This window comes from Frankia canadensis (assembly GCF_900197875.1).
Classification (GTDB): domain Bacteria; phylum Actinomycetota; class Actinomycetes; order Frankiales; family Frankiaceae; genus Frankia; species Frankia canadensis.
The window spans coordinates 72,142-94,093 of record NZ_FZMO01000445.1; the positions used below are offsets into that span (position 1 = coordinate 72,142).

The 21,952-nt window shown below is 71.3% G+C and carries 21 protein-coding genes; 12 read left to right on the forward strand and 9 right to left on the reverse strand.

Going from position 1 to position 21,952, the window contains the following annotated elements; all coding sequences use genetic code 11:
- Window positions 1–594 precede the first annotated feature (594 nt).
- Window positions 595–1,593, forward strand: coding sequence for an aldo/keto reductase (locus C1A33_RS25865; protein WP_101834100.1), 999 nt, complete (start codon window positions 595–597; stop codon window positions 1,591–1,593).
- Between the two features lie 111 nt (window positions 1,594–1,704).
- Here the strand turns inward: C1A33_RS25865 and C1A33_RS25870 are convergent, their stop codons facing one another.
- A complete protein-coding gene (locus C1A33_RS25870) occupies window positions 1,705–2,409 on the reverse strand; it encodes a TetR/AcrR family transcriptional regulator (RefSeq protein WP_165818593.1) in 705 nt (234 codons plus the stop codon).
- Window positions 2,410–2,616: 207 nt separating this feature from the next.
- Complete coding sequence (locus C1A33_RS25875; protein WP_101834104.1) at window positions 2,617–3,219, reverse strand: superoxide dismutase family protein; 603 nt, start codon at window positions 3,217–3,219, stop codon at window positions 2,617–2,619.
- 544 nt (window positions 3,220–3,763) lie between these two features.
- On the opposite strand from C1A33_RS25875, the gene C1A33_RS25880 reads away from it, so the two are divergent.
- The 4 genes from C1A33_RS25880 (at window position 3,764) to C1A33_RS25895 (ending at window position 9,163) form a co-directional block, all read left to right on the forward strand.
- Window positions 3,764–5,302 (forward strand): tannase/feruloyl esterase family alpha/beta hydrolase, encoded by a 1,539-nt coding sequence (locus C1A33_RS25880; RefSeq protein WP_207770504.1) that lies wholly within the window; start codon window positions 3,764–3,766, stop codon window positions 5,300–5,302.
- 130 nt (window positions 5,303–5,432) lie between these two features.
- Window positions 5,433–6,959, forward strand: coding sequence for a serine hydrolase domain-containing protein (locus C1A33_RS25885; RefSeq protein ID WP_101834160.1), 1,527 nt, complete (start codon window positions 5,433–5,435; stop codon window positions 6,957–6,959).
- 606 nt (window positions 6,960–7,565) lie between these two features.
- Complete coding sequence (locus tag C1A33_RS25890; RefSeq protein ID WP_243407948.1) at window positions 7,566–8,006, forward strand: SsgA family sporulation/cell division regulator; 441 nt, start codon at window positions 7,566–7,568, stop codon at window positions 8,004–8,006.
- A 335-nt stretch (window positions 8,007–8,341) separates the two neighbouring features.
- Window positions 8,342–9,163 carry a PP2C family protein-serine/threonine phosphatase gene (locus C1A33_RS25895; RefSeq protein WP_243407949.1) on the forward strand — a complete coding sequence of 274 codons (822 nt, stop codon included), beginning with the start codon at window positions 8,342–8,344 and terminating at the stop codon, window positions 9,161–9,163.
- Window positions 9,164–9,295: 132 nt separating this feature from the next.
- Here C1A33_RS25895 and C1A33_RS25900 read toward each other — a convergent pair whose 3' ends face one another.
- Window positions 9,296–10,009 carry a M23 family metallopeptidase gene (locus tag C1A33_RS25900; protein WP_165818594.1) on the reverse strand — a complete coding sequence of 238 codons (714 nt, stop codon included), beginning with the start codon at window positions 10,007–10,009 and terminating at the stop codon, window positions 9,296–9,298.
- A 353-nt stretch (window positions 10,010–10,362) separates the two neighbouring features.
- On the opposite strand from C1A33_RS25900, the gene C1A33_RS25905 reads away from it, so the two are divergent.
- Together C1A33_RS25905 and C1A33_RS35980 are read left to right on the forward strand one after the other, a co-directional pair.
- A complete protein-coding gene (locus C1A33_RS25905) occupies window positions 10,363–11,115 on the forward strand; it encodes a serine/threonine protein kinase (protein WP_101834112.1) in 753 nt (250 codons plus the stop codon).
- Between the two features lie 5 nt (window positions 11,116–11,120).
- The gene (locus tag C1A33_RS35980) at window positions 11,121–12,878 is read left to right on the forward strand and encodes a protein kinase domain-containing protein (protein ID WP_207770505.1); all 1,758 of its coding nucleotides are present in this window, start codon (window positions 11,121–11,123) and stop codon (window positions 12,876–12,878) included.
- Between the two features lie 16 nt (window positions 12,879–12,894).
- Here the strand turns inward: C1A33_RS35980 and C1A33_RS25915 are convergent, their stop codons facing one another.
- The 3 genes from C1A33_RS25915 to C1A33_RS25925 form a co-directional block, all read right to left on the reverse strand.
- The gene (locus C1A33_RS25915) at window positions 12,895–13,446 is read right to left on the reverse strand and encodes a hypothetical protein (protein WP_243407950.1); all 552 of its coding nucleotides are present in this window, start codon (window positions 13,444–13,446) and stop codon (window positions 12,895–12,897) included.
- Window positions 13,447–13,629: 183 nt separating this feature from the next.
- A complete protein-coding gene (locus C1A33_RS25920; RefSeq protein ID WP_101834116.1) occupies window positions 13,630–14,832 on the reverse strand; it encodes a cytochrome P450 in 1,203 nt (400 codons plus the stop codon).
- Between the two features lie 96 nt (window positions 14,833–14,928).
- Window positions 14,929–16,116: a type III polyketide synthase gene (locus tag C1A33_RS25925; RefSeq protein ID WP_101834118.1), complete on the reverse strand. Its 1,188-nt coding sequence runs from the start codon at window positions 16,114–16,116 to the stop codon at window positions 14,929–14,931.
- Window positions 16,117–16,395: 279 nt separating this feature from the next.
- On the opposite strand from C1A33_RS25925, the gene C1A33_RS38435 reads away from it, so the two are divergent.
- Both C1A33_RS38435 and C1A33_RS25930 read left to right on the forward strand, forming a co-directional pair.
- On the forward strand, window positions 16,396–16,833 hold the full coding sequence (locus tag C1A33_RS38435; RefSeq protein ID WP_480014731.1) for a mannosyltransferase YkcB-related protein: 438 nt from the start codon (window positions 16,396–16,398) through the stop codon (window positions 16,831–16,833).
- 27 nt (window positions 16,834–16,860) lie between these two features.
- A complete protein-coding gene (locus tag C1A33_RS25930) occupies window positions 16,861–17,709 on the forward strand; it encodes an SAM-dependent methyltransferase (protein ID WP_423748149.1) in 849 nt (282 codons plus the stop codon).
- On the opposite strand, the gene C1A33_RS25935 is transcribed toward C1A33_RS25930, so the two are convergent.
- Window positions 17,682–18,110, reverse strand: a complete 429-nt coding sequence (locus tag C1A33_RS25935) for a hypothetical protein (RefSeq protein WP_101834119.1) — start codon at window positions 18,108–18,110, stop codon at window positions 17,682–17,684. The genes C1A33_RS25930 and C1A33_RS25935 overlap by 28 nt on opposite strands.
- Window positions 18,111–18,719: 609 nt before the next feature.
- Between C1A33_RS25935 and C1A33_RS25940 the strand changes: the two genes are divergently transcribed.
- From C1A33_RS25940 to C1A33_RS25950, 3 genes are all read left to right on the forward strand, one after another.
- Window positions 18,720–19,280 carry a DUF5994 family protein gene (locus C1A33_RS25940; protein WP_101834121.1) on the forward strand — a complete coding sequence of 187 codons (561 nt, stop codon included), beginning with the start codon at window positions 18,720–18,722 and terminating at the stop codon, window positions 19,278–19,280.
- On the forward strand, window positions 19,277–20,164 hold the full coding sequence (locus C1A33_RS25945) for a transglutaminase-like domain-containing protein (RefSeq protein ID WP_101834122.1): 888 nt from the start codon (window positions 19,277–19,279) through the stop codon (window positions 20,162–20,164). Before C1A33_RS25940 ends, C1A33_RS25945 begins: the two co-directional genes overlap by 4 nt.
- Window positions 20,165–20,356: 192 nt before the next feature.
- Window positions 20,357–20,575, forward strand: coding sequence for a hypothetical protein (locus C1A33_RS25950; RefSeq protein WP_207770506.1), 219 nt, complete (start codon window positions 20,357–20,359; stop codon window positions 20,573–20,575).
- Here the strand turns inward: C1A33_RS25950 and C1A33_RS25955 are convergent.
- Window positions 20,527–21,717 (reverse strand): fatty acid desaturase family protein, encoded by a 1,191-nt coding sequence (locus tag C1A33_RS25955; RefSeq protein ID WP_101834126.1) that lies wholly within the window; start codon window positions 21,715–21,717, stop codon window positions 20,527–20,529. The two genes, C1A33_RS25950 and C1A33_RS25955, sit on opposite strands and share 49 nt — an antisense overlap.
- 11 nt (window positions 21,718–21,728) lie before the next feature.
- On the reverse strand, window positions 21,729–21,952 hold a 224-nt coding region (locus C1A33_RS25960; RefSeq protein ID WP_165818595.1), incomplete at its 5' end, for a 2Fe-2S iron-sulfur cluster-binding protein.

The window sequence follows — 21,952 nt, forward strand, 5'->3', positions numbered from 1 at the left end:
CCACAGCCATCATCCGGTCCGCCGCGCGGCAGCTATATGGCCGTTGGTCCCCTTCGGGGCCTTCCGAACTGCCGCGGACGGCGGGCCCGGGTGGCTCCCGCCTCGATCCGGCGCCGTCACCGACCTGTTCCGCCGGAAAACGTCAGGTGCGCGGGGTGTCGGGAAGGCGACAGGCGGGTCTTTTCGGCTTGTCGGCTCGCGTTGGCCTCTCGAATATGGCTCATTGATCGGAATTCGTTGCTCGGACAACGGGCCTGTTGCCCGGTAAACGATCCTGGCCGCTGCCACGCGGAAACCCGTACGTGAGCCTCGTGTGCTTTGGTGAATATCTGGTAAACGCGCTCCGGTATGCCCGTCCTCGCCGCCGGCGTGCCCGCTCTCGTCGGTCGCGGCGTCCCGCCTCGGATCGTACCGGCCGTCTCGCGGGTCGGCGGCGACGTCAAACCCACAGGTCACCATGGGTCTGAGACCTGCATCACGCAGTCCATTACGTTATGGAACGTAATGGTGTAGCGTCGACTTCATCAGCAGGCAGTCCCTGTCGATCCCGGCGACGTTCTGTGGTCGGCAGGTCGGGGAAAGGAGGTCTCCTTGGTGCCTAACAGGACCTTGGGTCGCGGATCGGCGGCTCTCGAGGTCTCGGCGCTCGGGCTCGGGTGTATGGGGATCAGTGAGTTCTACGGAACCGTCGACGAATCCGTTGGTGAGCGGACGGTGGCCGCGGCCCTCGATGCCGGCATCACCATGCTGGACACGGCCGATGTCTACGGGCCCTTTCGAAACGAAGAGCTTGTGGGTCGGGTCGTCGCGAAGCGCCGCGGCAACGTTGTACTCGCAACCAAATGCGGTCTTCGGCATACAGACAGCGGATTCCAGATAGACGGTACCCCGGAATACGTCAAGAAGGCCGCGGAGGGTTCTCTGCGCCGGCTCGGCGTCGACCACATCGACCTCTACTACCAGCACCGGCCCGATCCGAAGGTTCCGATCGAGGACACGGTCGGCGCGATGGCCGAGCTGGTGGCGGAAGGCAAGGTGCGGCACGTCGGTCTCTCCGAGCCCGGCCCCGGCACTCTGGCCCGTGCGCACGCCACGCACCCGATCACCGCGATCCAGACCGAGTGGTCGCTGTGGTCCCGCGACATCGAGGACGAGGTGCTCCCGGTCGCCCGGGAGCGGGGGATCGGTGTCGTCGCCTACTGCCCGCTGGGGCGGGGATTCCTCACCGGCGCTTTCCGGTCCGTCGATCACCTCGAGGCTTCGGACCTCCGGCGGGTGCACCCGCGATTTCAGGGTGAGAACCTCGCGAGGAACCTCGTTCTGCTGGAGACGCTAGAGGAGATCGCCGGCGCGCGCGGCGCGACCACGGCCCAGATCGCCCTGGCCTGGCTGTTGGCTCGAGGCGAGGACGTGGTTCCCATCTTCGGTACCACCAGGGCCGAGCATCTGCGGCAGAACCTTGAGGCGTCGCACCTCGTGCTGAGCGCCGAGGAACTCCGGCAGATCGACGAGCGGATTCCCCCCGGCTCCGCCGCGGGGCCCCGCACCGGGCCGGGCGCCGCGCACATGGAGACCCCCGAGAAAGTTCACTGAACAACCGCCGCTCGCGGCGCGTGAGGCCGTCGAGCCTTCCGCGCCGGTGGCGGAGGTCTCGCCGGCGGGTCGGGAAGGCGGGGCGACGGATCACGGCGGTGGTCCGCCGCGTCAGCTGCCTTCTCGCTCCGCCCGCGGTTCGGGCGGTGCCGCCGGTCCAGCCGGTCCAGCCGGTGCCGCCGGTGCGCATCTCGGCGGCGCCAGTAGCCCGGTGAGGAGCAGGGTGACGACCTGGTCGAGGAACTCGGTCGGCACCGGGACGTCCCCGCTGGCGAGACGCAGGTAGACCGGCCCCCACAGCAGCTGCCACAGCAGCGTCGGGTCGATGCCCTGACGTAGCTCGCCGGCGCGGGTCTGCCGCGCCACCAGGCCCGCGAGCCTGTCCTGACGGGGGCGCAGGAACTCGGCGCGATAGGACTCCATCACGTCCGGGTGCTCGGTGGCGGAGGCGATCACGGACGCGAGGATGACGCTGTCCTGCTCCTGGGCGAAGCCGAAGGCGCCGTGCATGAACGCGCGCAGCTCCTCGTCGACGCCGCCGCCGGGGGCCAGCACGAGTCGGTGGTTGACCTCCGTCATGAAGGCCTCGAGCGCCACGGCGGTCTTGTTGGGCCACCACCGGTAGATGGTCGGTCGGCTGACGCCGGACCGGCTGGAGATCGCCTCGATGGACAGGCTCGCACGCTCGCGCAGCAGCTCCAGCGTCGCGCGGAGCACGGCCGTGCGCAGGCTCGTGTCGCGAGGTCTGCCCCGCCGGGCGGCCGTGACGGAGCTGGCGGTAGCTGACCCCGGGATGCTGCCGGGATCGTGAGCCATCGTCTCTCCCCTGGCCCGGTCGTGACACGTGGTGGAGGACCGGGCGATCCAGTGCGCTCGGCCCATCATCCACGCTAGCCCGTCTCGCCCGTCGTGCCCAAGGTAGAGCCGTTTTCGAGTGCCGATGGTCCATGGTTCGGGCGGGACCCGCACCGCAGGTCGATGACTCCTGGTAGTCGGCGGCCGGCCCGGACCCGCCCGCAGCCGTCAGCCGTCGGACAGCGGAACATTGACGCAGGCCAGGCGGTCTCCGGCCATCCCGGCCTGGCCGGCAGCGGACGCCGTGGCGTGCTCGTGGATCACGACCGAGTGCGCGCCACCGGGCCGGAAGTCCCAGTTCACGACGGCGAAGGCCACCGCGGAGCCGGCCGCGTCCGTGGTGAGGTCCAGCCACACCTCGTTGCGCGGATTGGCGAACGTGGGGTCGACCGACGGCTGGGTCGGATCGGAAACGTTCTGGTAATGCGGCCCGGCGTCCGCGCCGCTGGCTCCGCACGCCTTCTGATGGACATGGGCGCCGAAGGTGTGGGTAGGCGCCAGGCCGTGGACGGCCAGCCCGACGACGGTGCGCGGACCGCGGCTGGCGAGAACGCCCACCGCGGCTCCGACCGGCACCATACCCGGGTCGTAGGTGACGGCCCGGGGCGGGCGCTCGGCATTCCACGCCCGGAAGACCGCCGGTGTGATGATGATGTTTTTGATGCGGGAAATATTCGTGGCCGGCGTATCAGTGGCCGCCGAGGCCGGCCCGGACCCGACCAGAAACAGGAACCCAAGTGCTGCCACCAGGAAAAACACAGGTCTGCGCATGGCAGCCTCCTGAAACGCGTCGGACGACAGGCCAGGACCAGATCGTAGGCAGTGGATGTCCGCGGAGCACGGATTTCCAGGACGTACACGTCGCGTGTCCACCTTCGTGCGTCACTCGGTTGACCAGGTGGCGTGCCAACGTAAAGTTCTGCTCGTGCACCTGCACATGAACCTCTTACTCGGCATGGCGGCGGCGCGCCGGGACCGGGCCGTCGTTTCGGCATCCCGGGCGCCCCACCCGAACGCTGACAGGGCCCGTCGCGCACCATCCCGCCGCCGGCGGTGTTTCGCCCTGCCCACCGCACGGTCCGGCGCCTCGCCGTTGTCGTGGGCGACGCGGCCGGAGCGGTCCGGCTGATACGCGCACCTTCCGACCCACCCTCGTACCAGAATTCGCACGCCGATCACCGTGGTTTGTGCGGACCTTTTTCGCTGTCTCATTCCTGCCGTGGCCGATGGACGGCCCGAGCGCGCCGCGGGGCGCCCTAGGACGAGGAGCATGATGAAACGCGCACTAACATTGCTGTCCGTATTGTGTACGTTCGTGGCGACGCTGACGGTGGGGACGTCGGCGAGCATGGCCGCCACCGCTGACGGGGGCGTCGACTGCCAGCACGTCGCCGCGCCCGACGTCCCCGGCGCGACCGTGGAGTCGCTCACCGGCGTCGACAAGCCGGCCGCGGGCGGCGTGCCGGCGCGCTGTGAGGTCGACCTCTACCTGACCCACCCCGGCGTGGGCGACCATGTCCGTGTGGCCGTCTGGCTGCCCTCCTCCGGCTGGAACGGGCGCTACCAGGGCACCGGCGGCGCCAGCTGGGCGGCCGGCGTCTTCGACTTCTACCTCGCGCCCGCGGTGGCCCAGGGCTTCGCGGCCGCCTCCACCGACGCGGGCACGGGCACGAACCAGGCCGATCCGTCCTCCTGGGCGCTGAAGGCCGACGGCACCGTCAACACCGAGCTGCTGACGAACTTCGCCAGCCGTTCCGTGCACGACATGACCGTGGCCGCCAAGCAGGTCATCACCAGCTTCTACGGAAAGGCGCCGTCGTACTCCTACTGGAACAGCTGTTCCACCGGGGGCCGGCAGGGCCTGATGGAGGCGCAGCGGTACCCGACGGACTACAACGGCATCGTGGCCGCCGCCCCGGCGATCAACGAGGACCGTCTCACGGTCGGTGGACTGTGGCCGCAGGTACTGATGAACGAGTCGCACGACTACCTCAGCTCGTGCAAGCTCAACGCGTTCACCCAGGCCGCGATCGCGCAGTGCGACACCAGGGACGGCGCGCCGGCTGACGGCATCATCGAGCAGCCCGAGGACTGTGACTACGACCCGCACGGCCTGGTCGGCCAGACGGTCGTGTGTGACGGTCAGTCCTCCACCATCACCACCACGGACGCCGACGTCGTGGCCGGAATCTGGCGGGGCCCGACATCTCCCGACGGACGGCACAATCCGTGGTATGGAATGACCAGGGGTGCCGCGCTGGACCAGGTCGCCGCCATCACGACGGATTCGGATGGAACGACGCACGGCGCTCCGTTCCCCGTCACCGACACCTGGATCAGGTACTTCCTGAAGAAGCAGCCGTCGTTTGACACCTCGACCGTCACCCGCGGTCAGTTCGCGCAGCTCTTCGTCCAGTCCCAGAACGAGTACAACAAGATCATAGGCACGGACGACCCCGACCTCACCGCGTTCCGGAACGCCGGTGGGAAGATGATTACCTGGCACGGCCAGGCCGACCAGATCATCACCCCGCTGAACACCGTCGACTACATCCACCGCGTGTGGTCCACGATCGGCAGCGCGGCCGATACGAACTCCTTCTACCGCGTCTTCTTCGCTCCCGGCGCCGGGCACTGCGGACTGGGCAGCTACGGCCCCTTCCCGCCCGACAACGGACTCGGCGCGGTGATGAACTGGGTGGAGAACGGGCAGGCTCCCGCCACGCTTCCCGCCGCCATGGTCGACGGTTCCGGTGCCACTGTCACCCGGAACCTGTGTCTGTTCCCGCAGACCGCCCACTACGACGGCCACGGCGACCCGAAGGCCGCCGCCAGCTACCACTGCGCCGCGTAGCGGCACATCGGACAGGTCGCTCGATGACAGCCCGTGGCGCCCGTCACGGGCTGTCATCGATTCTGGTCACGCCGCCTATCCTTGGCGTCGGGGCGCTGTCGGCGCGCCCCGGTCCAGGTGGGGGGTGCTGATGCCGCCGGAGACGTCGCCGTCGGAGGGGCTCGCGACGCCGGAGTGGAACGGCTCGTCTCCGTCGCCGGGACCGGTCACCCGCGGGGCGACCGAGCCGGGGCTGTTGCCGTCCACCCAGCGGCTCCTGCTGCGTCGCGCGGCGGCCGAGCAGGCACACGGGCGCGCGCCGTCGCTGGTGGCCGCGGTGGCGCGCGGCGGCCGGCCGGTGTGGACGGCCGGCCGGGGGCGCACGATCGCCGTCGCCGACCTGCACCGGGCCGGCGCCGCCGAGGCCGTCCGGCCGGATGACCACACCCAGTACCGGATCGGCTCGATCACGAAGACCTTCACCGCGGCGATGGTGCTGCGGCTGCGCGACGAGGGCCGGCTGTCGCTGGGTGATCCGCTGGAGCGGCACCTGCCGGGAACCCCGATCGGCGGCCGGACGATCGCCCAGCTGCTCTCGCACCTCGGCGGCATCGGCGCCGAGACGCCCGAGCCCTGGTGGGAACGAGTGGCGGGCTCGGCCCATCCCGCGCTCGCCGACGCGATCGGGCCGTCGCCCGACCGGTTCCGCCCGGGACGGCGCCACCACTACACCAACGTCGGTTTCGCCGTGCTCGGCGAGCTCGTGGCCCGGCTGCGCGGGACGAGCTGGGAGCGGGCGCTGCACCGGGAACTGCTCGCCCCGCTGGGGATGACCCGCACGTCCACCCTGCCCACCGCACCCCACGCCGACGGCTTCGCCGTTCATCCGCACGCCGATGTGCTGCTGCCCGAGCCCGCCCACGACGCGGGCGTGATGGGTCCGGCGGGTCAGCTCTGGTCGACCACGGCGGACCTGGTGCGCTGGGCGGCCGTCCTCGGCGGGCACACCGACGCGGTGCTGTCCACCGACACGCTGGCCGAGATGCGCGAGCCGGCCGCCGTCGAGGGGGACGACGGCGAATGGCGCCTCGGCGCCGGCCTCGGCGTGCAGCTGCTGCGCACGGCGGGCGGGATCCTCGTCGGGCACGGCGGATCGATGCCCGGGTTCGTCGCCGCGCTGTGGACCCGGCCCGCGGGCACCGCGGCGGTGGCGATGGCGAACGCGACGAGCGGTGTCGCCGTCGTCGACCTCGCGGTGGACCTGATCGACGCCGCCGACACCGCGGAGCCGCCGCTGCCGGCCGAGTGGGTGCCAGCTGGCCCGCGTGGGCGGGAACCGCTCGACCTCACCGGCGTCTGGTATTGGGGTCCGGCGCCCTATTCGGTGTCCCTGCGGCCGGACGGCGGCCTGCTGCTCGCTCCGCTCGGTCGGTTCGGGCGCGCCTCCCGGCTGCGGCCGGACCCGGCCGGCGGCGAGCGCTGGATCGGCGTCGACGGCTACTTCGCCGGCGAGACGCTGACGCCGCGGCGAGGCGTCGGCGGCGCGGCGGACCACCTTGAGGCCGCCTCGTTCGTGTTCACGCGGGCCCCCTACCCCCCGGGCGGGGCGGTGCCCGGCGGCGTCGACCCGGACGGCTGGCGCTGCGGCCCCGGTCCTGTCCCCGCGTCGCCCCGCTGAGCCACCGGCGCGGGGCTCGAACGCCGCCGCCAGTTGCTTTGCGCTGTCTGCTTACGGGGTGTAATGTCCCTGCCCGCGGGGGCGAAGGTCCCGAATTGTCGCATCCTCTGACATGCTTCGTGCGTGTTAAGCCGGGGGATGCCCTGCCGTGGCGCCGTTCGGCCAGGCGGGAGGTGGCGTGGAGCGCAGCTGGCGGCCCGCCGCGTCGTCGCAGGTGACGGCCCACGCCGCGGCCCTCACGCGGGCCCGGTCGGGCCACGCCGGACGGGGGTCGCCTGGCCCGCCGACGGGTGCGGGAGGTCCGCGGGTACCCGACGCGCACGGACGATCTCAGGGGCTGGGGCTTCGTAGTCTGGTTCGCGCGGGTACGCACGGCGCGTGGCGGAGCGGTTGTGGTCGGCGGCGCCCGCCGGCGGCACAGGCCGGGCCGGGTCGGGTCGGGTCGGGGCGGTGGTCAGCGGCGTCCGGGCGGTACCGCGGTGGCGATGGTGGGTCCGGCCCGGAAACGCCGGGCGGCCGGATGGACAGGCACAGACTGATCAGGGAGGTCCCATGCTCCGGCGAACGGCGCGTCGCGGCACCATCGTCCGCAGGATGACCACAGAGGTGATCACGGAAGGTGAACCTGCGCGGCCCGTCCATCTCACCTTTGGCTTCGACGCGGCGGATCCGATCGCCGTCACCCTGACCGTCGGCGCCACCGGGGCGGAGTCGATCGTGTGGCGCTTCGCCCGCCGCCTGCTCGCCGACGGCGCGCGCCGACCGGTCGGCCTCGGTGACGTGCGGGTCCGCCCGATCGTGCTGCGCGGCCAGCCGGCGCTGGCGCTGTGCCTGTCCAGCCCGTCCGGGACGGCCGAGTTCGAGCTGCCCGCGCGGGACGTGGCGGCGTTCCTGTGGCGCACCTACGCGATGGTGGCCGCGGACGCGGAGAGCGGTCTGATCGACTGGAGCTCGGAGCTGCGGTTCGTCCCGGGAATGGGCGCGGCGGGCGGCCATCGGCGGGCCAGGGCCCGGCACGGCGCCTGGCCCCACCACGCCGGCGCCTGATCCAGCCGGCCGGCATCCTTCCCAGGGCCGGCAGCTGACCTGGGCCGATCGCGGCCGGGGGAGGGACTTTGGTCCCGGTTGGGGAGCGACGGTCCGGGCCGCTCAACGGTCGGATCTGCTGATCGCCACGCCCAGGATGGGCGATTTATGCGCCGGTCGCGAGAGGGTGCGCCCCTGAGTCGGCCCGCGACGCCACGCGCGTCGGCGGGTCGCGGGACCCGGCCGGTCCCATCAAAGGTCCCTGGTGATCGCGGTCTCGAACCGGCACGCTTGGGCGATACGCAGATGTCGCCGGGGGGCGACCCGGGACCGGGAGGCCGGATGTGCGTAAAGCCATGACGCCGAGGTCGCGGCTGGTCGAGCCCACGACGGCGGCGCCGGCCTGTGGGCCGTACCCCGCCGCGCCCGGCGCGCCGGCGTCGGCGATGGGTCCGGTTCCGCCGGCCGCCCATGGCTGGGACCCGGCCCGGGAGGCCCGCGGGACGGACAGCGGCCTCGCCGCGTACTGGCGGGCGCGCCCGGCGGTGCCCGGCGCCGGCGGCGACTGGGTGGACGTGGTCGACATCAGCGACGGCCGGCTGGCGATCTGCGTCGGAGACGCCGCCGGGAGTGATCCGCGGGCGGCGGCGTTCGCGCTGCGGGTGCGCACGGCCCTGTGCCGGGCGTTGCTCGCCGGCCACGCGCCCGAGACGGCGGTGAGCGGCACCGTCGACGAGGTCGCCGGCGGCGGTGATCTGGGGGAGATGTTCGCGACCGTCCTCGTCGCGGTGGCGGATCCGCTGACGGGGGCGGTTGACTACGTCAACGCAGGGCATCCGCCGGCGCTTCACCTGGCCGCGGCGGCGGCGCCGCGCGCGCTCGGCCCCACCGGGCCGATCCTGTCCGACCTGTTCGCCGGTAGCCGGATCTGGTCGGCGCGGTCGTTGCTGATGGCCCCGGGTGACCGTCTCGTCCTGTACACCGACGGGGTGAGCGAGGCGCGGGACGCCGCCGGGCGCGCCTTCGGCATTGAGGCGCTGTCCGCCGCTGACAGCCGCAGCCGCCCACCGGCGGAGTTCCTCGAGGACATGGTCGCCCGGGTCGGCGCCCATGCCGCCGGCTCCCAGCCGGACGATCGCACTCTCGCGCTCCTCGTCCGCAGCCCGTTGCCGCGCTGATCTCCGCCGCCGGCCCGACCTCGTGCGCCCCGGACCCCGGGCGAGGCCCCGACCACCGGGAACGGGCCGCTGGGCGGGCGTGTGGTGGCACCACGCCCGCCCAGCGGCCCTCGTCGGTCCGGTCGGCTCAGGTCAGCGGCGCGGGCAGTTGTGGCTGACGGCGCGGGCGGTCTGGCTGTTGCGGGTCGCGTAGGTCACGCCGTTGAAGACGGGGGTGACGCGCTCCTTGTTCGGCACGCCCCAGTCGGCGCGGCCGTCGCCGTTGCGGTCGATCGCCATCTCGAAGTGCAGGTGGGAGACGCCGTTCGAGGTGACGCCGGTGTGCCCGACGCGGCCGATGACGGTGCCGGCGGCCACGTGCTGGCCGACGCGCACCGCACGGGACCGCAGGTGGATGTAGGTGGTGAACCACCGGCCGCCGTGGTTGATCTGGATGATGTTCCCGGCGCCGCGCGGATTGCTGTACGACTGCGTCACCGTGCCGGCCGCCGGCGCGACGACGACCGTGTTCTCCGTGGCCTTCGTCGGCACCCGGAAGATGTCCACCGCGGGGGCGTGCCCGAACGACTCCAGCCGGACCTGGGTGCCGCAGGCGAACGGGAGCTGGAACGCCGGGCGCGACGCCTTCCCCGCGACCCCGCCGCCCGTGGCGGCCTGGGCCGCGCCGGCACCCACGAGCGCGGGGATGAACGACGCGATCAGACCCACGATCGCGAGCCGCAGCCAGCGCCGGGATCGCCGGGTGCCGCCGCGCCCGAATCGTCGCGACCGCGGCTCCGCGGCCTGCGGCGGGGCGGCCGCGGCCAGCTCGGCGGCACCCTCGGACACGTTTTCCGTCGGTTGCATGGTTCTCCCTCTCTCGGATCTGGCGGGGATGGGCGAAACGCATTCCCGGAAAACCCAGTGGATGGTCCGGGCCCGGTGTCGGGCCGGTGGATCCGCCTCGGTATTCGGGCCGGCGTCGGCGCCCATGATTTCCGCGGACCGCCTGGTCCGGGTACCTCCTGAGCGGTGGGTTGCGCATCGCGAGAAGATTCGGTATGGGCGTGCCGCGGCGGATGTGGCGTGGCGGGATCACGACAGTTCGGGTCGCTGGCCGGTCGTCGTGCTGGCGCGTATCATGGCGACGGGAGGGGCGACGGCGAGGGGATTCCGTAAGGCGCGGGAGCGTTTCGTCTCCCAGCCGGAGAGGACATCCGGTGGAAACTGTGCTGGTCGCTCTACCGCACGCGGACGGTCGGCGGCGGGTGACCCCGCTGCGGCCCGGGGACCAGCTGCGCTTCGGACGCGGCGGTGACGGGTCGGACGTCGAGCTGGAGTTTCCGGACGCGGCTGTGTCCCGGCTGGCCGGCGAGATCCTCGCCACCGCGGACCACTGGTGCCTGAGCAACCTCAGCCGGGAGAGCACCTACGTCGTCGAGAATCCCGAGGGCGCCGGCGAGCACATGAAGGTGCCGCCCGGCCGGGTCGCCGCACCGGTGCCGTTCGAGATCTCCCGGGTGCTCGTGCCCAGGCGGCGGGACGTCGCGTCCTTCGAGGTGTTCGCCCCCGCCCACTCCTATCTGGAGATACCGGCGGCCGGGGACGGCGAGCCGACCGTCCCGGCGCTCCCTCTCGACGTCACCTCGAAGTATTTTCTGGTGCTGCTCGCGCTGTGCGAGCCGAGGCTGCGGGACGAGTCCCAGGTGCGCATTCCGACCGTCGCCGGCGTGGTGCGGCGCCTGCGGCCGCTGGCGCGCTGCCAGGATCTCACCGTGGACGCGGTCGCCTTCCACATCGACTATCTGACCCGAACCAAGCTGCGTTTCCGGGAACCCGGCGAAGCTGCCGACACCGGTAGCGCCCGGCGGGAGAGCCTGGTTTCCCGGGCGATTCGGTTCAACCTCGTCCGAGAATCCCATCTCACGCTTCTCCCGCCGCGTCCGCGGCTCGCCGACCGCACTTCGGCGTAGCACTGATGACCGGCCTGGCGGACGCGTCGGCGGCGGACGCGGCGACGGTGGGCTGGGCGGTGCGCGTGCCGTGCGGGTACCGCGTCGGCCGGTGGACCGTGACGGAGCCGATCGCGACCGGTGGCTGGGGCAGCGTCTACGCCGCCCGCCGCGAGGACGGCGCCGGCCCGGCGGCCGCGGCCGGACCGCCGCGGGAGGCGGCGCTGAAGTTCCTGCCGACCGGCACGCTGACGCCGCGCCAGGTGGGCCAGCTCGCCGACATGGCGGCCCGGGAGACGCGCAACCACCGGCTGCTCGCCCATCCGCGGCTGATCCGGGCGTTCGAGACGCTGGTCGTCGACGATCCCGCGCGGCCGGTGCTGGACGGCGCCGTCGTGATCGTCATGGAGCGGGCCACCGGCTCGCTGCGGGACCTGATCCTGCGCTCGGGGGACGGTCCGGTGCCGGGGGCACCGCGGCTCGCCGCGCAGATCTGCGCCGGCCTCGCCTACCTGCACGGCGCCGGGTGGGTGCACGGCGACATCAAGCCCGCCAACGTGCTGATGATGGCGGACGGGTCCGTCCGGCTCTCCGACCTGGGCCTCGCCGACGAGCTGCACGGCACCCACGCCTACGCGCCGCCCGTCGCCTCCCCCGACTTCGCCCCGCCGGAGCGCTGGGACGAGCGGATGGGGGAACGCGGCTTCGCCACCCGTCCGAGCGCGGACGTCTGGGCCCTCGGCGTCACCGCGCATCTGCTGCTCAGCGGCGCGCACCCGTTCGACGGGGCCACCCCGCACGCCCGGGCGCTGGCCGCCGCCCGCTACGCCGCCGGTGCCGCGCCGCTGACGCTGTCCGCCGAGCTGCCCGCCGGCTGGGACGGCGTCATCCGGGACTGTCTCGCGCCCACGCACGACCGCCGCCGCGCGCACCCCGCCGACCTCCTGCTGACCCGGATGAACGCCCTGGCCGGCGAGGAGCCCGCCGATCAGATCCCAGCCAGCCAGCCTCCTCCCGATCACCCTCCGCTCGAGCCGATTTCGCTCGAGCCGATTTCGCCCGACGGGCCGGTGCCCGATGGGGACGCCGCCGCGGCGCTCTCTGCCGGCGGGTCCGCGGCGCGGGGCGGCGGTCCGCGGCCAGGCGCCCGGCGCAGGCTGGCGTTCCTGGCGGCGACGCTGGTCACGGCCACCGCCGCCACACTGGGGGTCTTCACCCTGGGTGACAGCGGTGACCGGCAGGAGTCACCGGGACGGCAGACGTCCGCGGCGGGCGGAGCCTCGCCCGCGGCGAGCGGGCCAGCGTCGGACCAGCTTCTGCGCGGCGACGCGGGCATACCCGCCCGCTACCGGCAGCTCATCGTCGACGCCGGGCGCGCCTGCCGGGAACCGGGCCTGAGCCCGGCGCTGGTCGCGGCGATGCTGCGGGTCGAGAGCAACTTCGACCCGGACCTGGCCGATCCGGCCCGCGGTGAGTACGGCATCGCCCGGTGGACGCCGTCCGTCCTGCGGTACTACCTGCCGGACGGGCAGCGTGACGCCGAACCGCACCCGCCGTTCCCTCCGGAGATCTCGATACCCGCGGTGGGGCGGTTCCTGTGCTTCCTCGGACCGAGGCTCGTCGGCGTCCCCGGCGACGCGGGCCTGCTGCTCGCCGCCGCGTACCGGACGTCCGCCACCGCGGTCGTGCGCTCCGGCGGCCCGCCGGCCGACACGCTCGGCTACGTCGGGGACGTCCGCCGGTTCCGCGACCGCTACGACCCGCGCACGCCCGCCGCGAACTGACGCCTGGACGGGCCGGTCAGCTCGCCCCCGGAACGGTCGCCGACCGTTCGTTGAAGCTGAAGCCGTCCTGCCCCGCCGTCTGCCGGAAGGTGCTGAACGCCTGGTCGGCGGAGGTGATGTCGGCGTCCGTCGCGGTGCCGTTCCTCAGTTTGGAGGTGACCGTCGAGAAGGTGTTCCGGATGGACTGGGTCGCGTTGCACAGCCCGGGATTGGCGAGGGCGAATCCGTTGGCGACCCGCAGCTCGTGCACGACGAAGACGCCGGCGACCGCGGCCTTGGCGAACGTGCGCTTGCGCTTGTCCGCGCCCGCCTTGAAGCCGCCGCCGCGCAGCGGCTTGTAGATGTACCGGTGGAAGGCGCCGAGGCCGAGCCCGGCGTGCAGCGCGAAACGCGTCTTGGCGAAGGCCCGGCTGTTCCCGCCCGTCGGGCACGCCCCGGTGTACTCGGTGTCGCTGGCGGTGGTGGTGCCCGAGGAGGACGACGAATGCGTCTTACCGCCGCAGCCGGCCACCAGCACGAGGCTCAGAACCGCGATCGTGACCACCGCGAGATACCGCGCTTTGCGCACGCTGGTGCCCCTCCTCAGACCCTGACGACGTAGACCGGGACGGCCTTGTCAGCGGCGCCGAGCATATCGGTTAGCGAGACGTTGGGAAGTCATGTGGTGGATTGGGGCGACATGGTCGGTCATGTGGCTCTGTCGTGCCATCGGTGGCCTGGACCTTCCGGGCGTGCCGCGACCGTGCCGCGCCTACCAGGTGATGGGCAGGCGTTCGGGGTAGCGCCAGATCGAGCCGGTGTGCCAGGGCACCTGGTCGGCGGGGATCGCCAGCCGCAGGTCGGGGAAGCGGGTGAGCAGCCGGTCGAGGGCGATGCGCAGCTCGGCGCGGGCGAGGTTCGCGCCGGGGCAGTAGTGGGCGCCGTGACCGAAGGTCATGTGGGTGGCGGGCGGGCGGGTGAGGTCGAGTTCGTCTGGCCGGTCGAACACCTCCGGGTCGCGGTTGGCCGTCAGATACGACACGTGCACGGCGTCTCCCGCCCGGATGGTGACCCCACCGAGCTCCACGTCGTCGAGGGCGACGCGGGCGATGCCGACGCCCTGGCGGAACGGGATGAACCGGAGCAGCTCCTCCAGCGCCGGCGCGAGCAGGTCGGGCCGGGAGCGCAGCAATGCCAGGTCGCCGGGGCGGGTGAGCAGCGTGTAGAGGATGTTGCTGAGCTGGTAGGTGCTGGTGTCGTGGCCGGCCAGGGCGAGCACCATCGCCATGACGCCGAGCTCGGTGTCGTCCAGGCGGTCGTCGCCGTCGCGGGCCAGGGCCAGCGCGCTGATCAGGTCGTCGCCGGGGTGGCGTCGGCGGTCCGCGGCCAGGTCGACGAAGTAGGCGCGCATGGCGGCCTTGGTCTCGCGGCCGCAGCGGGCCCCGGCGGCGGTGGACATCAGGGCGAGCGCCCATCCTCGGATGCGGGCCTGGTCCGCGGTGGGGATCGCCAGAACCTCGCAGATGGCGGCGAGCGGCAGCCGGGCGGCGACGTCCGCGGTGTACTCGGCCGGAGCACCGCGGCCGGCCATCTCGTCGAGGAGACCATCGACGATTCGGCGGATCCTCGGCTCCATCCGCCGAACCTGGCCGGCGGTGAAGCCCTGCGCGACCAGCCGGCGCAGGCGGGTGTGCTCAGGGGGATCCATCAGGTTGATCGCGTCGCTCTGCGCGATGGGTTCGGGGGTCATCCGCGGGAGGTCGCGGCCGAGGCCCGCGGCCCGGCTGAACCTGCGGTCGCTGACCACGGTGCGCACGTCCTCATAGCGGGTCACCAGCCAGGCCCAGCCCTTACCGTGGGCCATGGTGATGCGGGTGATCGGTGCCTCATCGCGCAGCGCCCGCAGCAGCGGGTCGAACTCGAGCGCCGTCGTGTGGTTGAAAGGGCAGCGGCGTGCGCCGGTGTCGGTCGTCATGCGATGCCGTCCCTTCGAACAGTGCGGTCCTGGTCAGAGCGGTCCGGCGGGCGGTCCGGTCCGGCGGGCGGGTCCGGTCGGTCGGCCCTCGGACGGTCAGGTCTGGGCGGCTGGTGGCCGGGAGCGGGTGACTGGGGACGGCCGCGACCGGACCGGCGACGGCCGGGACGGGGCGGGTGCCAGGCGGGCCGGGACCGGTGAGAGCGGGTGGGTCGTCACGACCTCGGCGGGTGCGCGGTCGCGGACCCAGCTGCCGACGCAGGTCTCGGCGGTGATGCCGGGGCCGAATCCGGCGATCATCCCGCGGGCGCCGTGCTCCAGCGAGTCGTCGTCGAACATCCGGCGCAGCGAGTCGAGGACGACGGCGCTGGCGATGTTCCCGTGGTCGGCAAGGGTCGCCCGGCTATGCCGGAAAAAGGACGGATCCACCCCGAGAATGTCGCGCAGGTCGTCGAGAATCCGCGGACCACCGGCATGGATGATGTAGAAGTCGAGGTCCGAGGCGTCCCAGCCGTGCTGCCGGGCGAGTACGCGCAGGGCCGGGGCCAGCATCGCCATCGTGGTGGGCACCCGTTTGTCGAGCTGGAAATGGAATCCGGTCGGCCGGACCGCGTAGGAGATCCATTCCTCGGTGTCCGGCACGAGATAGGAGCTGTTGCGTTCCAGCCGGACCCCGTGCCCCCCGTGCCCGCGCACGACGGCGGCGGCGACCGCGTCGCCGAACAGGCCGTTGGCCAGCAGGGAGCCGATGCCGTCATCGGTCGGCTGGTAGCACAGCGAACAGAACTCGCACGCGACGATGAGGACGTTCGCGTCCGGGTACGCCACACAGAAATCGCTCGCGCGATTGATCGCCGCACCGCCCGCGGCACAGCCGAGCTGGGCGATCGGAATCTGGCGGATGTCGTTCCGGAAACCCATGTTGTTGATCATCCAGGCGATCATCGACGGCATGAGGAATCCGGTGCACGAGACGAAGATGACGGCGTCCACCTGCGGCGCCTCTATTCCGGCGCTGGCCAGCGCGCTGCGTGCCACCGAAGGGACCCGGCGGCGGGCCTCCCGCGCGTAGATCGCGTTGCGCACGTCGAGACCCGGGTGTGTCAGCGTCTGCGTGATCGGCTGTACGAGGTGGCGTTTACGCACGTCGGTGTGCGCGATGAGCCGCAGTACGAGATCCAGCCGAGGGTGATCCGGGTGCAGACGACGCGCCAACTCCAGCGTCTCCTCCATGGAGATCACGTGTTCCGGCACGGCGACGGCCGGACGGCAGAGAACCGGCATTTCGGGGTGCCTTCCTGGAAGGTGCGCCAGCCTGTGGGGATGCAGAACCTGGACTTGTTCCAGGGTCCGGGCGCGTGCTCGCCGGCGGCTGGCCTCCATTTCCCGCTCGGCGCCGCCGGTCCCCGATCACGGGAGCTGTTTACCCCCGGGCGCTGCTTCTCACGCTTTCTGTCCGGGGTGAGCGGTGGCGACCGGGCGTTCGTCCGTTCTTTCCGTCGCGCGGCGTTTTGGCCGATTGGCGCCCACAGCTACGGCACAGGTGCGGCGGCTGCATGATCGGTGGCCGACTCCTCCGCTGCCGCCGCCCTCGAGCTCTCCTCGGACACCTCGGCGATGGCCGTGGGCGGCCTCGCCGGCCGTGATCCGCCGCCGACTCTCGACCAGTTCGAGCGATATATGCGAGTTGGCCAGGTGGGCTACTCCCTCGACGGCGGCGCGGGCACAGGGCGAGGGGATCCGGCGGTCCGGCGAGCGGGATCGCCGCCGGGGTCCGGCAGCCTTCCACGCCGATCACGACCGGTGGCCGGCACATCTACGACCTCACAAAGTCGCTGGCCAGGACGGTCGCCTGAACCCGACCGCCGGGAATCCGACGGTGTTGGGTCAAGGTCAGGAGCCTCCACGGTGGCAGGGGGCGGGCCATCCTCCTGGAAGGGGCGTGCCGAAGCGAAAAATTCCTTAAGCTATGGTGACTTGCGAGGCTCGTCGGGCAGATGATCAGGGAGCTGATTTGCGGTGACGGATGTGGATCGGCGCGCCTCGGGACCCGAGCGACGCGAGGAGCGCGGTCCGGCCGGTCGGGGCGCACTTGATCTGAAGACGGACCAGCCGCACACGGCGCGCATGTACGACTATTACCTTGGCGGCAAGGACCATTTTCCGGCCGACCGGGAAGCCGCCGAGGCTGCCATCGCCGCATTTCCGAACGCGCGGACCACGGCCCGGCAGAATCGGGCCTTCATGAATCGGACAGTGCGTTATCTGGCCGGTGAGGCCGGTATCCGTCAGTTCCTCGACATCGGCACCGGGATTCCCACCAGTCCGAACCTGCACGAGGTCGCCCAGGAGATCGTCCCCGAGGCGCGGATCGTCTACACCGACAACGATCCGATCGTGCTGGCTCACGCCCGCGCGCTGCTGGTCAGCACGCCGCAGGGCCGTACCACCTACGTGGAAGCCGATCTGCGCGACGTCGAGCGCATTCTCGAGGCGCCGCAGCTGAGTGCCACCCTGGACCTTTCCCGGCCCGTCGCACTTTCCATGGTCGCCATCGGGCATTTCATTCCCGATGTGGGGGATCCGTACGGGATTGTGCGGCGTTTCCTGGCGGCTCTGCCGTCGGGGAGCTATCTCGTGCTGAGCCACGGAACCGCGGATCACGATCCTGGAATGGAGCAGATGGCGGACATCTACCGTGGCCGTGGAATCCCGTTCCGGAATCGCAACAAAGCCGAGGTCGAGCGTTTCTTTGACGGCCTGGAACTCGTCGATCCGGGCGTCGTCCTTGTGCACTACTGGCGGCCGGACGGTGCGGTCGGGAAGCTGACCGACATGGAAGTCGGCATCTACGGCGGAGTGGCTCTGAAACCATAGCCGTTACGCGGCTCGCTCACGTCCGCGAGGTTCGCTGGCATCAGGGCCCGAAGCCGGCGACGGGGTGCGAGCACGTCGGGGAAGACCGTGTGCCAGGTGCCGCTGACCGCCTTCTCTGTCGCGGCGACGCCGTCGTCGTTGACGGTGCCCGGACCACCCTCGGTGACGTGGGCCCGTTGCCCATCCTTGGAGAACTCCACCGTCAGGGCCATGCCGTCGGTCGGCGGCAGCGCCTTGGACGCGTAGTGGTCAGGTTGCTCACGCCGACGCCATGACGCCGTGGTCGCCGCGGAAGCCGGCCCGGCGAGCGAACCCGAGGTGGCGGCCGCCAGAGCGAAGGCGGTGGCCGCCAGTGCCTGCGTTCCGTGGCCACGCTGGCACTGCCCGCCGCGCTGATCCAACCCGCGGCGGTTCCGGGCAGATGCGGCGTATCGAGTTGTCGCCGGGGTATGCACGGTTCGTGCTGTCGACGGCTATTGCGAGAAGAAGGCGGTCTGCGCTGCGCTCATGCCGGACTGGTGCGGTCTCGGGAGGTCGTCAGGGGCTCGCCGCCGGCGGCTCCAGACATACCCGTCTTGACCTGCTGCCTCACTGCCGGGGCGGTGAGACCATGCCGTCAGGGCCACGTCGAGCTGGAGCGGGACTGGCCGCCCAGCCCGAGGAGCAGGGCCAGCTCGGTTCGGCGTTCGCGCCGCCCGCCGGTCCTGGGGTGCGCGGCCGGGTCGGGGGGCACGTCCGCCGGCGTGGTGGACGGAGAGTGATTCCGCGCGATGCGGGTTCAGATGGGCCGTGGCCGCGCTGCGCGCCGGGCGCGCCGACCATACCGAGCGGACGGTCTCACCAAAATCCTGTTGATTCCTGGGAATTGTCGCGCTGAATACGATCTCCCCTGAGGTGCCTCTGCCGTGGTAAAATTCGTCTAGGCCGACGATTTACAAATGTCGATAAGATGTCGATCTGGTTGTCGGTCGTTGCCATCCGGTGGGGCACGCCGGAGTGAGGCGGCCGTCGTGACGGCACATTCTGTCTTTTCCTCTCTCGACCGCGGTGACCTCGACCGGTTCGACGACGACGGCGGTGCTCCCGACCGGCCGTCTGTCACCTCGTCCGTGCCGGACACCCAGCCGGTGGCGATGGATCCGGTGTTCTCGGCGACGGGTGACGAAGCGCGCCTGTCCCTGGCTTCGGGCACGGACTCCCTGCCACTTGACGGAAGCTGGTGGCCGCGATCACTGAACCTGGCCGCCGAGCTTCCCGGCCTCGTCACCGCCCTGACCCGGGCCGGCAGGACGGTCGCTCGGATGTCGGTGAACATGGACGCATGGACCGACATACCGGTTTGGCTCACGCGACCCGGCCTGCCCACGCTGAAGGTGAGCGGGTTCCGGACCCTCGACCCCCGGGTCGTCACACTGGGTGCCGGTAACCAGCCCGGGATCTACCTGCTGGTCATTCCGCCCGACACCGCACCCGCGCGTGCATGTGGACTGCTTCGGCTGGCAGGCGCCGGTGCGCTGACCGGTTCGACGGACGTGATCCTGCGCACCGCCGGGGTGACGTCCGCCATATGACCGATGCATCGTCGGCCGAGTGCCGACTGTCCGCGTATCCCGGAGGGGAGGCGGTCGAGCGGGTGGTCAGTTGCGACCTCACGTTGGAGGTCGAGGAGCCCGGGGACATCGCCCTGCACGTTGCCGCCGCCGACGGTTGGGTAGTCCGTGCCGAGCGGCTGGACGTGACGACCGATGGGAAGCCGCTCCCGATGCCGGTCGAACTGGCCGCGCCGCACCGCGGTCGGCTACATCTACTGCGCGCACCCCGGGGAATCCTGTCGGTGTTCTACCGGGCGGAACTCACCGCCCCGTCTGCCCCCGCCGGCCAGCCGATCGTGGCCACCCACGGGGACCTGCCTGGTCTGGAGCAGTTGACCTACCTGCGGGCGAGCCGCTACTGCCCGTCGGATCGGGTCGTCGGGTTCGCGGTCGCCGAGTTCGGTGACCTGCCACCCGGACGGCCCCAGGTGGAGGCGATCACACAGTGGATTCACCAGCGGGTCGGCTATGTCCCGGGCTCCAGCAACGTCCACAGCTCGGCCGACGACGCCCTGCTCACGGGGCAGGGCGTATGCCGCGATTTCGCCCATCTCGGGATCCTGCTGTGCAGGGCGCTGCGGATACCGGCACGCTTCGCCGCGGTGTACGCGCCCGGCCTGACTCCGATGGACTTTCACGCCGTCTTCGAGGCGTGGTTCGACGGCGCGTGGTGGAGCTACGACGCCACCCGCCGAGCCCCCCGGGAGGGTATGGTCCGCGTCGCGACCGGTCGCGACGCGGCTGACACGGCCTTCCTCCACGTCCTACGAGGCATCATCGCCCTCCGGTCGATCGAGGTGACCGCCACGGTCATCGGCATGCTTCCCATCGACGACCACCTCACGGCCCACCCGCTCTGCTGAGCGCCGGCCAGGAACTGCCCGGGGAGCCGCGCACCCGATGACCGCCATCGGCGATCGGGGGGACCGGCCGGACCGCAATGGTCAGCGAGCGCCGTCAGGGGCAGACCGCTGACGACAAGCATGCCTTCCAACACCAGGAAGCAAGGGATCGCGATGAATGACCCAAATCAACTCGACGCAATCGCTTCACGAATGCTCACCGCTCAGCGAGCCAACCGCGGCGCCCGCCACCTCGCCAACGCGGCGGTCGAACTCGGGGAACCGGTCGAGACCACCAGCGTGGCGATCATCCTCGACGAGTACCGCCAGGCGTACCGCGAGGTCCATCGCGTACTCACCGGTGGTGATCCACACGACATCCTCTACCTGGCGGCACGCCTGGACCCCGCCGCCAGCGGCACCGGCGTCTGAGGCTCGACGAGGCCCCGCGCACGCGACTCTCGCGGCGCGGCGGGGATGACCGGCTCGGGTGAGGTCCTGCCTGTCGCGGGCTGCGTGGGGCCGGGCAGCGCCAGGCGCAGGATGCGTCTCCAGACGTTCGCGGTCTGCCGGGGCAGGGAGCCGGTCGTGTAGGGGAGGCCGAACCGTTCGCACAGGGCGCGGACCTGTGGGGCGATCTGCGCATACCGATTGCTGGGCAGGTCGGGAAAGAGATGGTGCTCGATCTGATGACTGAGGTTGCCGCTGAGAAGGTGAAGCGCCGCCGGGCCGCTGATGTTTGCGGAACCGAGCAACTGCCTCAGGTACCATTCTCCTCGGCTCTCGCCTTCGATCTCCTCCTCGGTGAAGGTCCTGGTGCCGTCGGGGAAATGGCCGCAGAAGATGATGGTGTGCGCCCAGACGTTCCTGGATATGTTCGCGGTGAGATTGCCCAGAAACACGGGGAGGAACGCCGGGCCGGCGAGCAGTGGAAATACGACGTAGTCTTTCAGTCCCTGACGGGCTGCCTTCCTGAGGGCGCTGCCGAGGTGGTTCAGGGTCTCGTCCAGGTCTTTTTCCCGGCGCCAGGACTTCTCTATCTCCGTATCGTAGAGCGCGATTCCCCATTCGAAGACGACCGCGAGGGCGAGGTTGTACAGCGGCTGAGCAAGATAGACAGGGCGCCATGGCTGCTCGGGAGTCACCCGGAGCAGACTGTACCCAAGGTCCCGGTCCCGGCCGAGAACGTTCGTGTAGGTGTGGTGAACATAGTTGTGCGCGTACTTCCAGTGGCTTGCGGGGGAGGCAGAATCCCATTCCCAGGTGGTGGAGTGGATGTCGGGATCACGCATCCAGTCCCACTGTCCGTGCAGGACGTTGTGACCGATCTCCATGTTCTCGAGAATCTTGGCGAGGGCGAGCATCGTCGTACCGGTCAGCCAGGCCGGCGGCAGCAGGGAAGCGAACATCACCATCCGGCCGCCGGCCTCGAGTCCCCGTTGAGCCGCGATCACCCGTCGGATGTACCGGGCGTCGTCCGGTCCTCTGCTCGCGAGTACCTCCGCGCGGAGGCGGTCGAACTCCTGACCGAGTACCTCGATATCGCGGACGCTGAGGTGGGTCGGTGCTGCCACTGCCTTGCTCCTTACAGATCGACGTCGACGTCGCCGGTGGCGGCGGACACGCAGGTCTGGATGAGATCGCCCGGAGTGCCGTGTTCCTCGCCGGTGCGCAGGTCGCGGACCCGCCCGCCGGCGAGGGGGGCCAGGCAGCTGTGGCAGACACCCATCCGGCAGCCGCTCGGCATGAGGACGCCTCCGCGCGGAGGCGGTCGAACTCCTGACCGAGTACCTCGATATCGCGGACGCT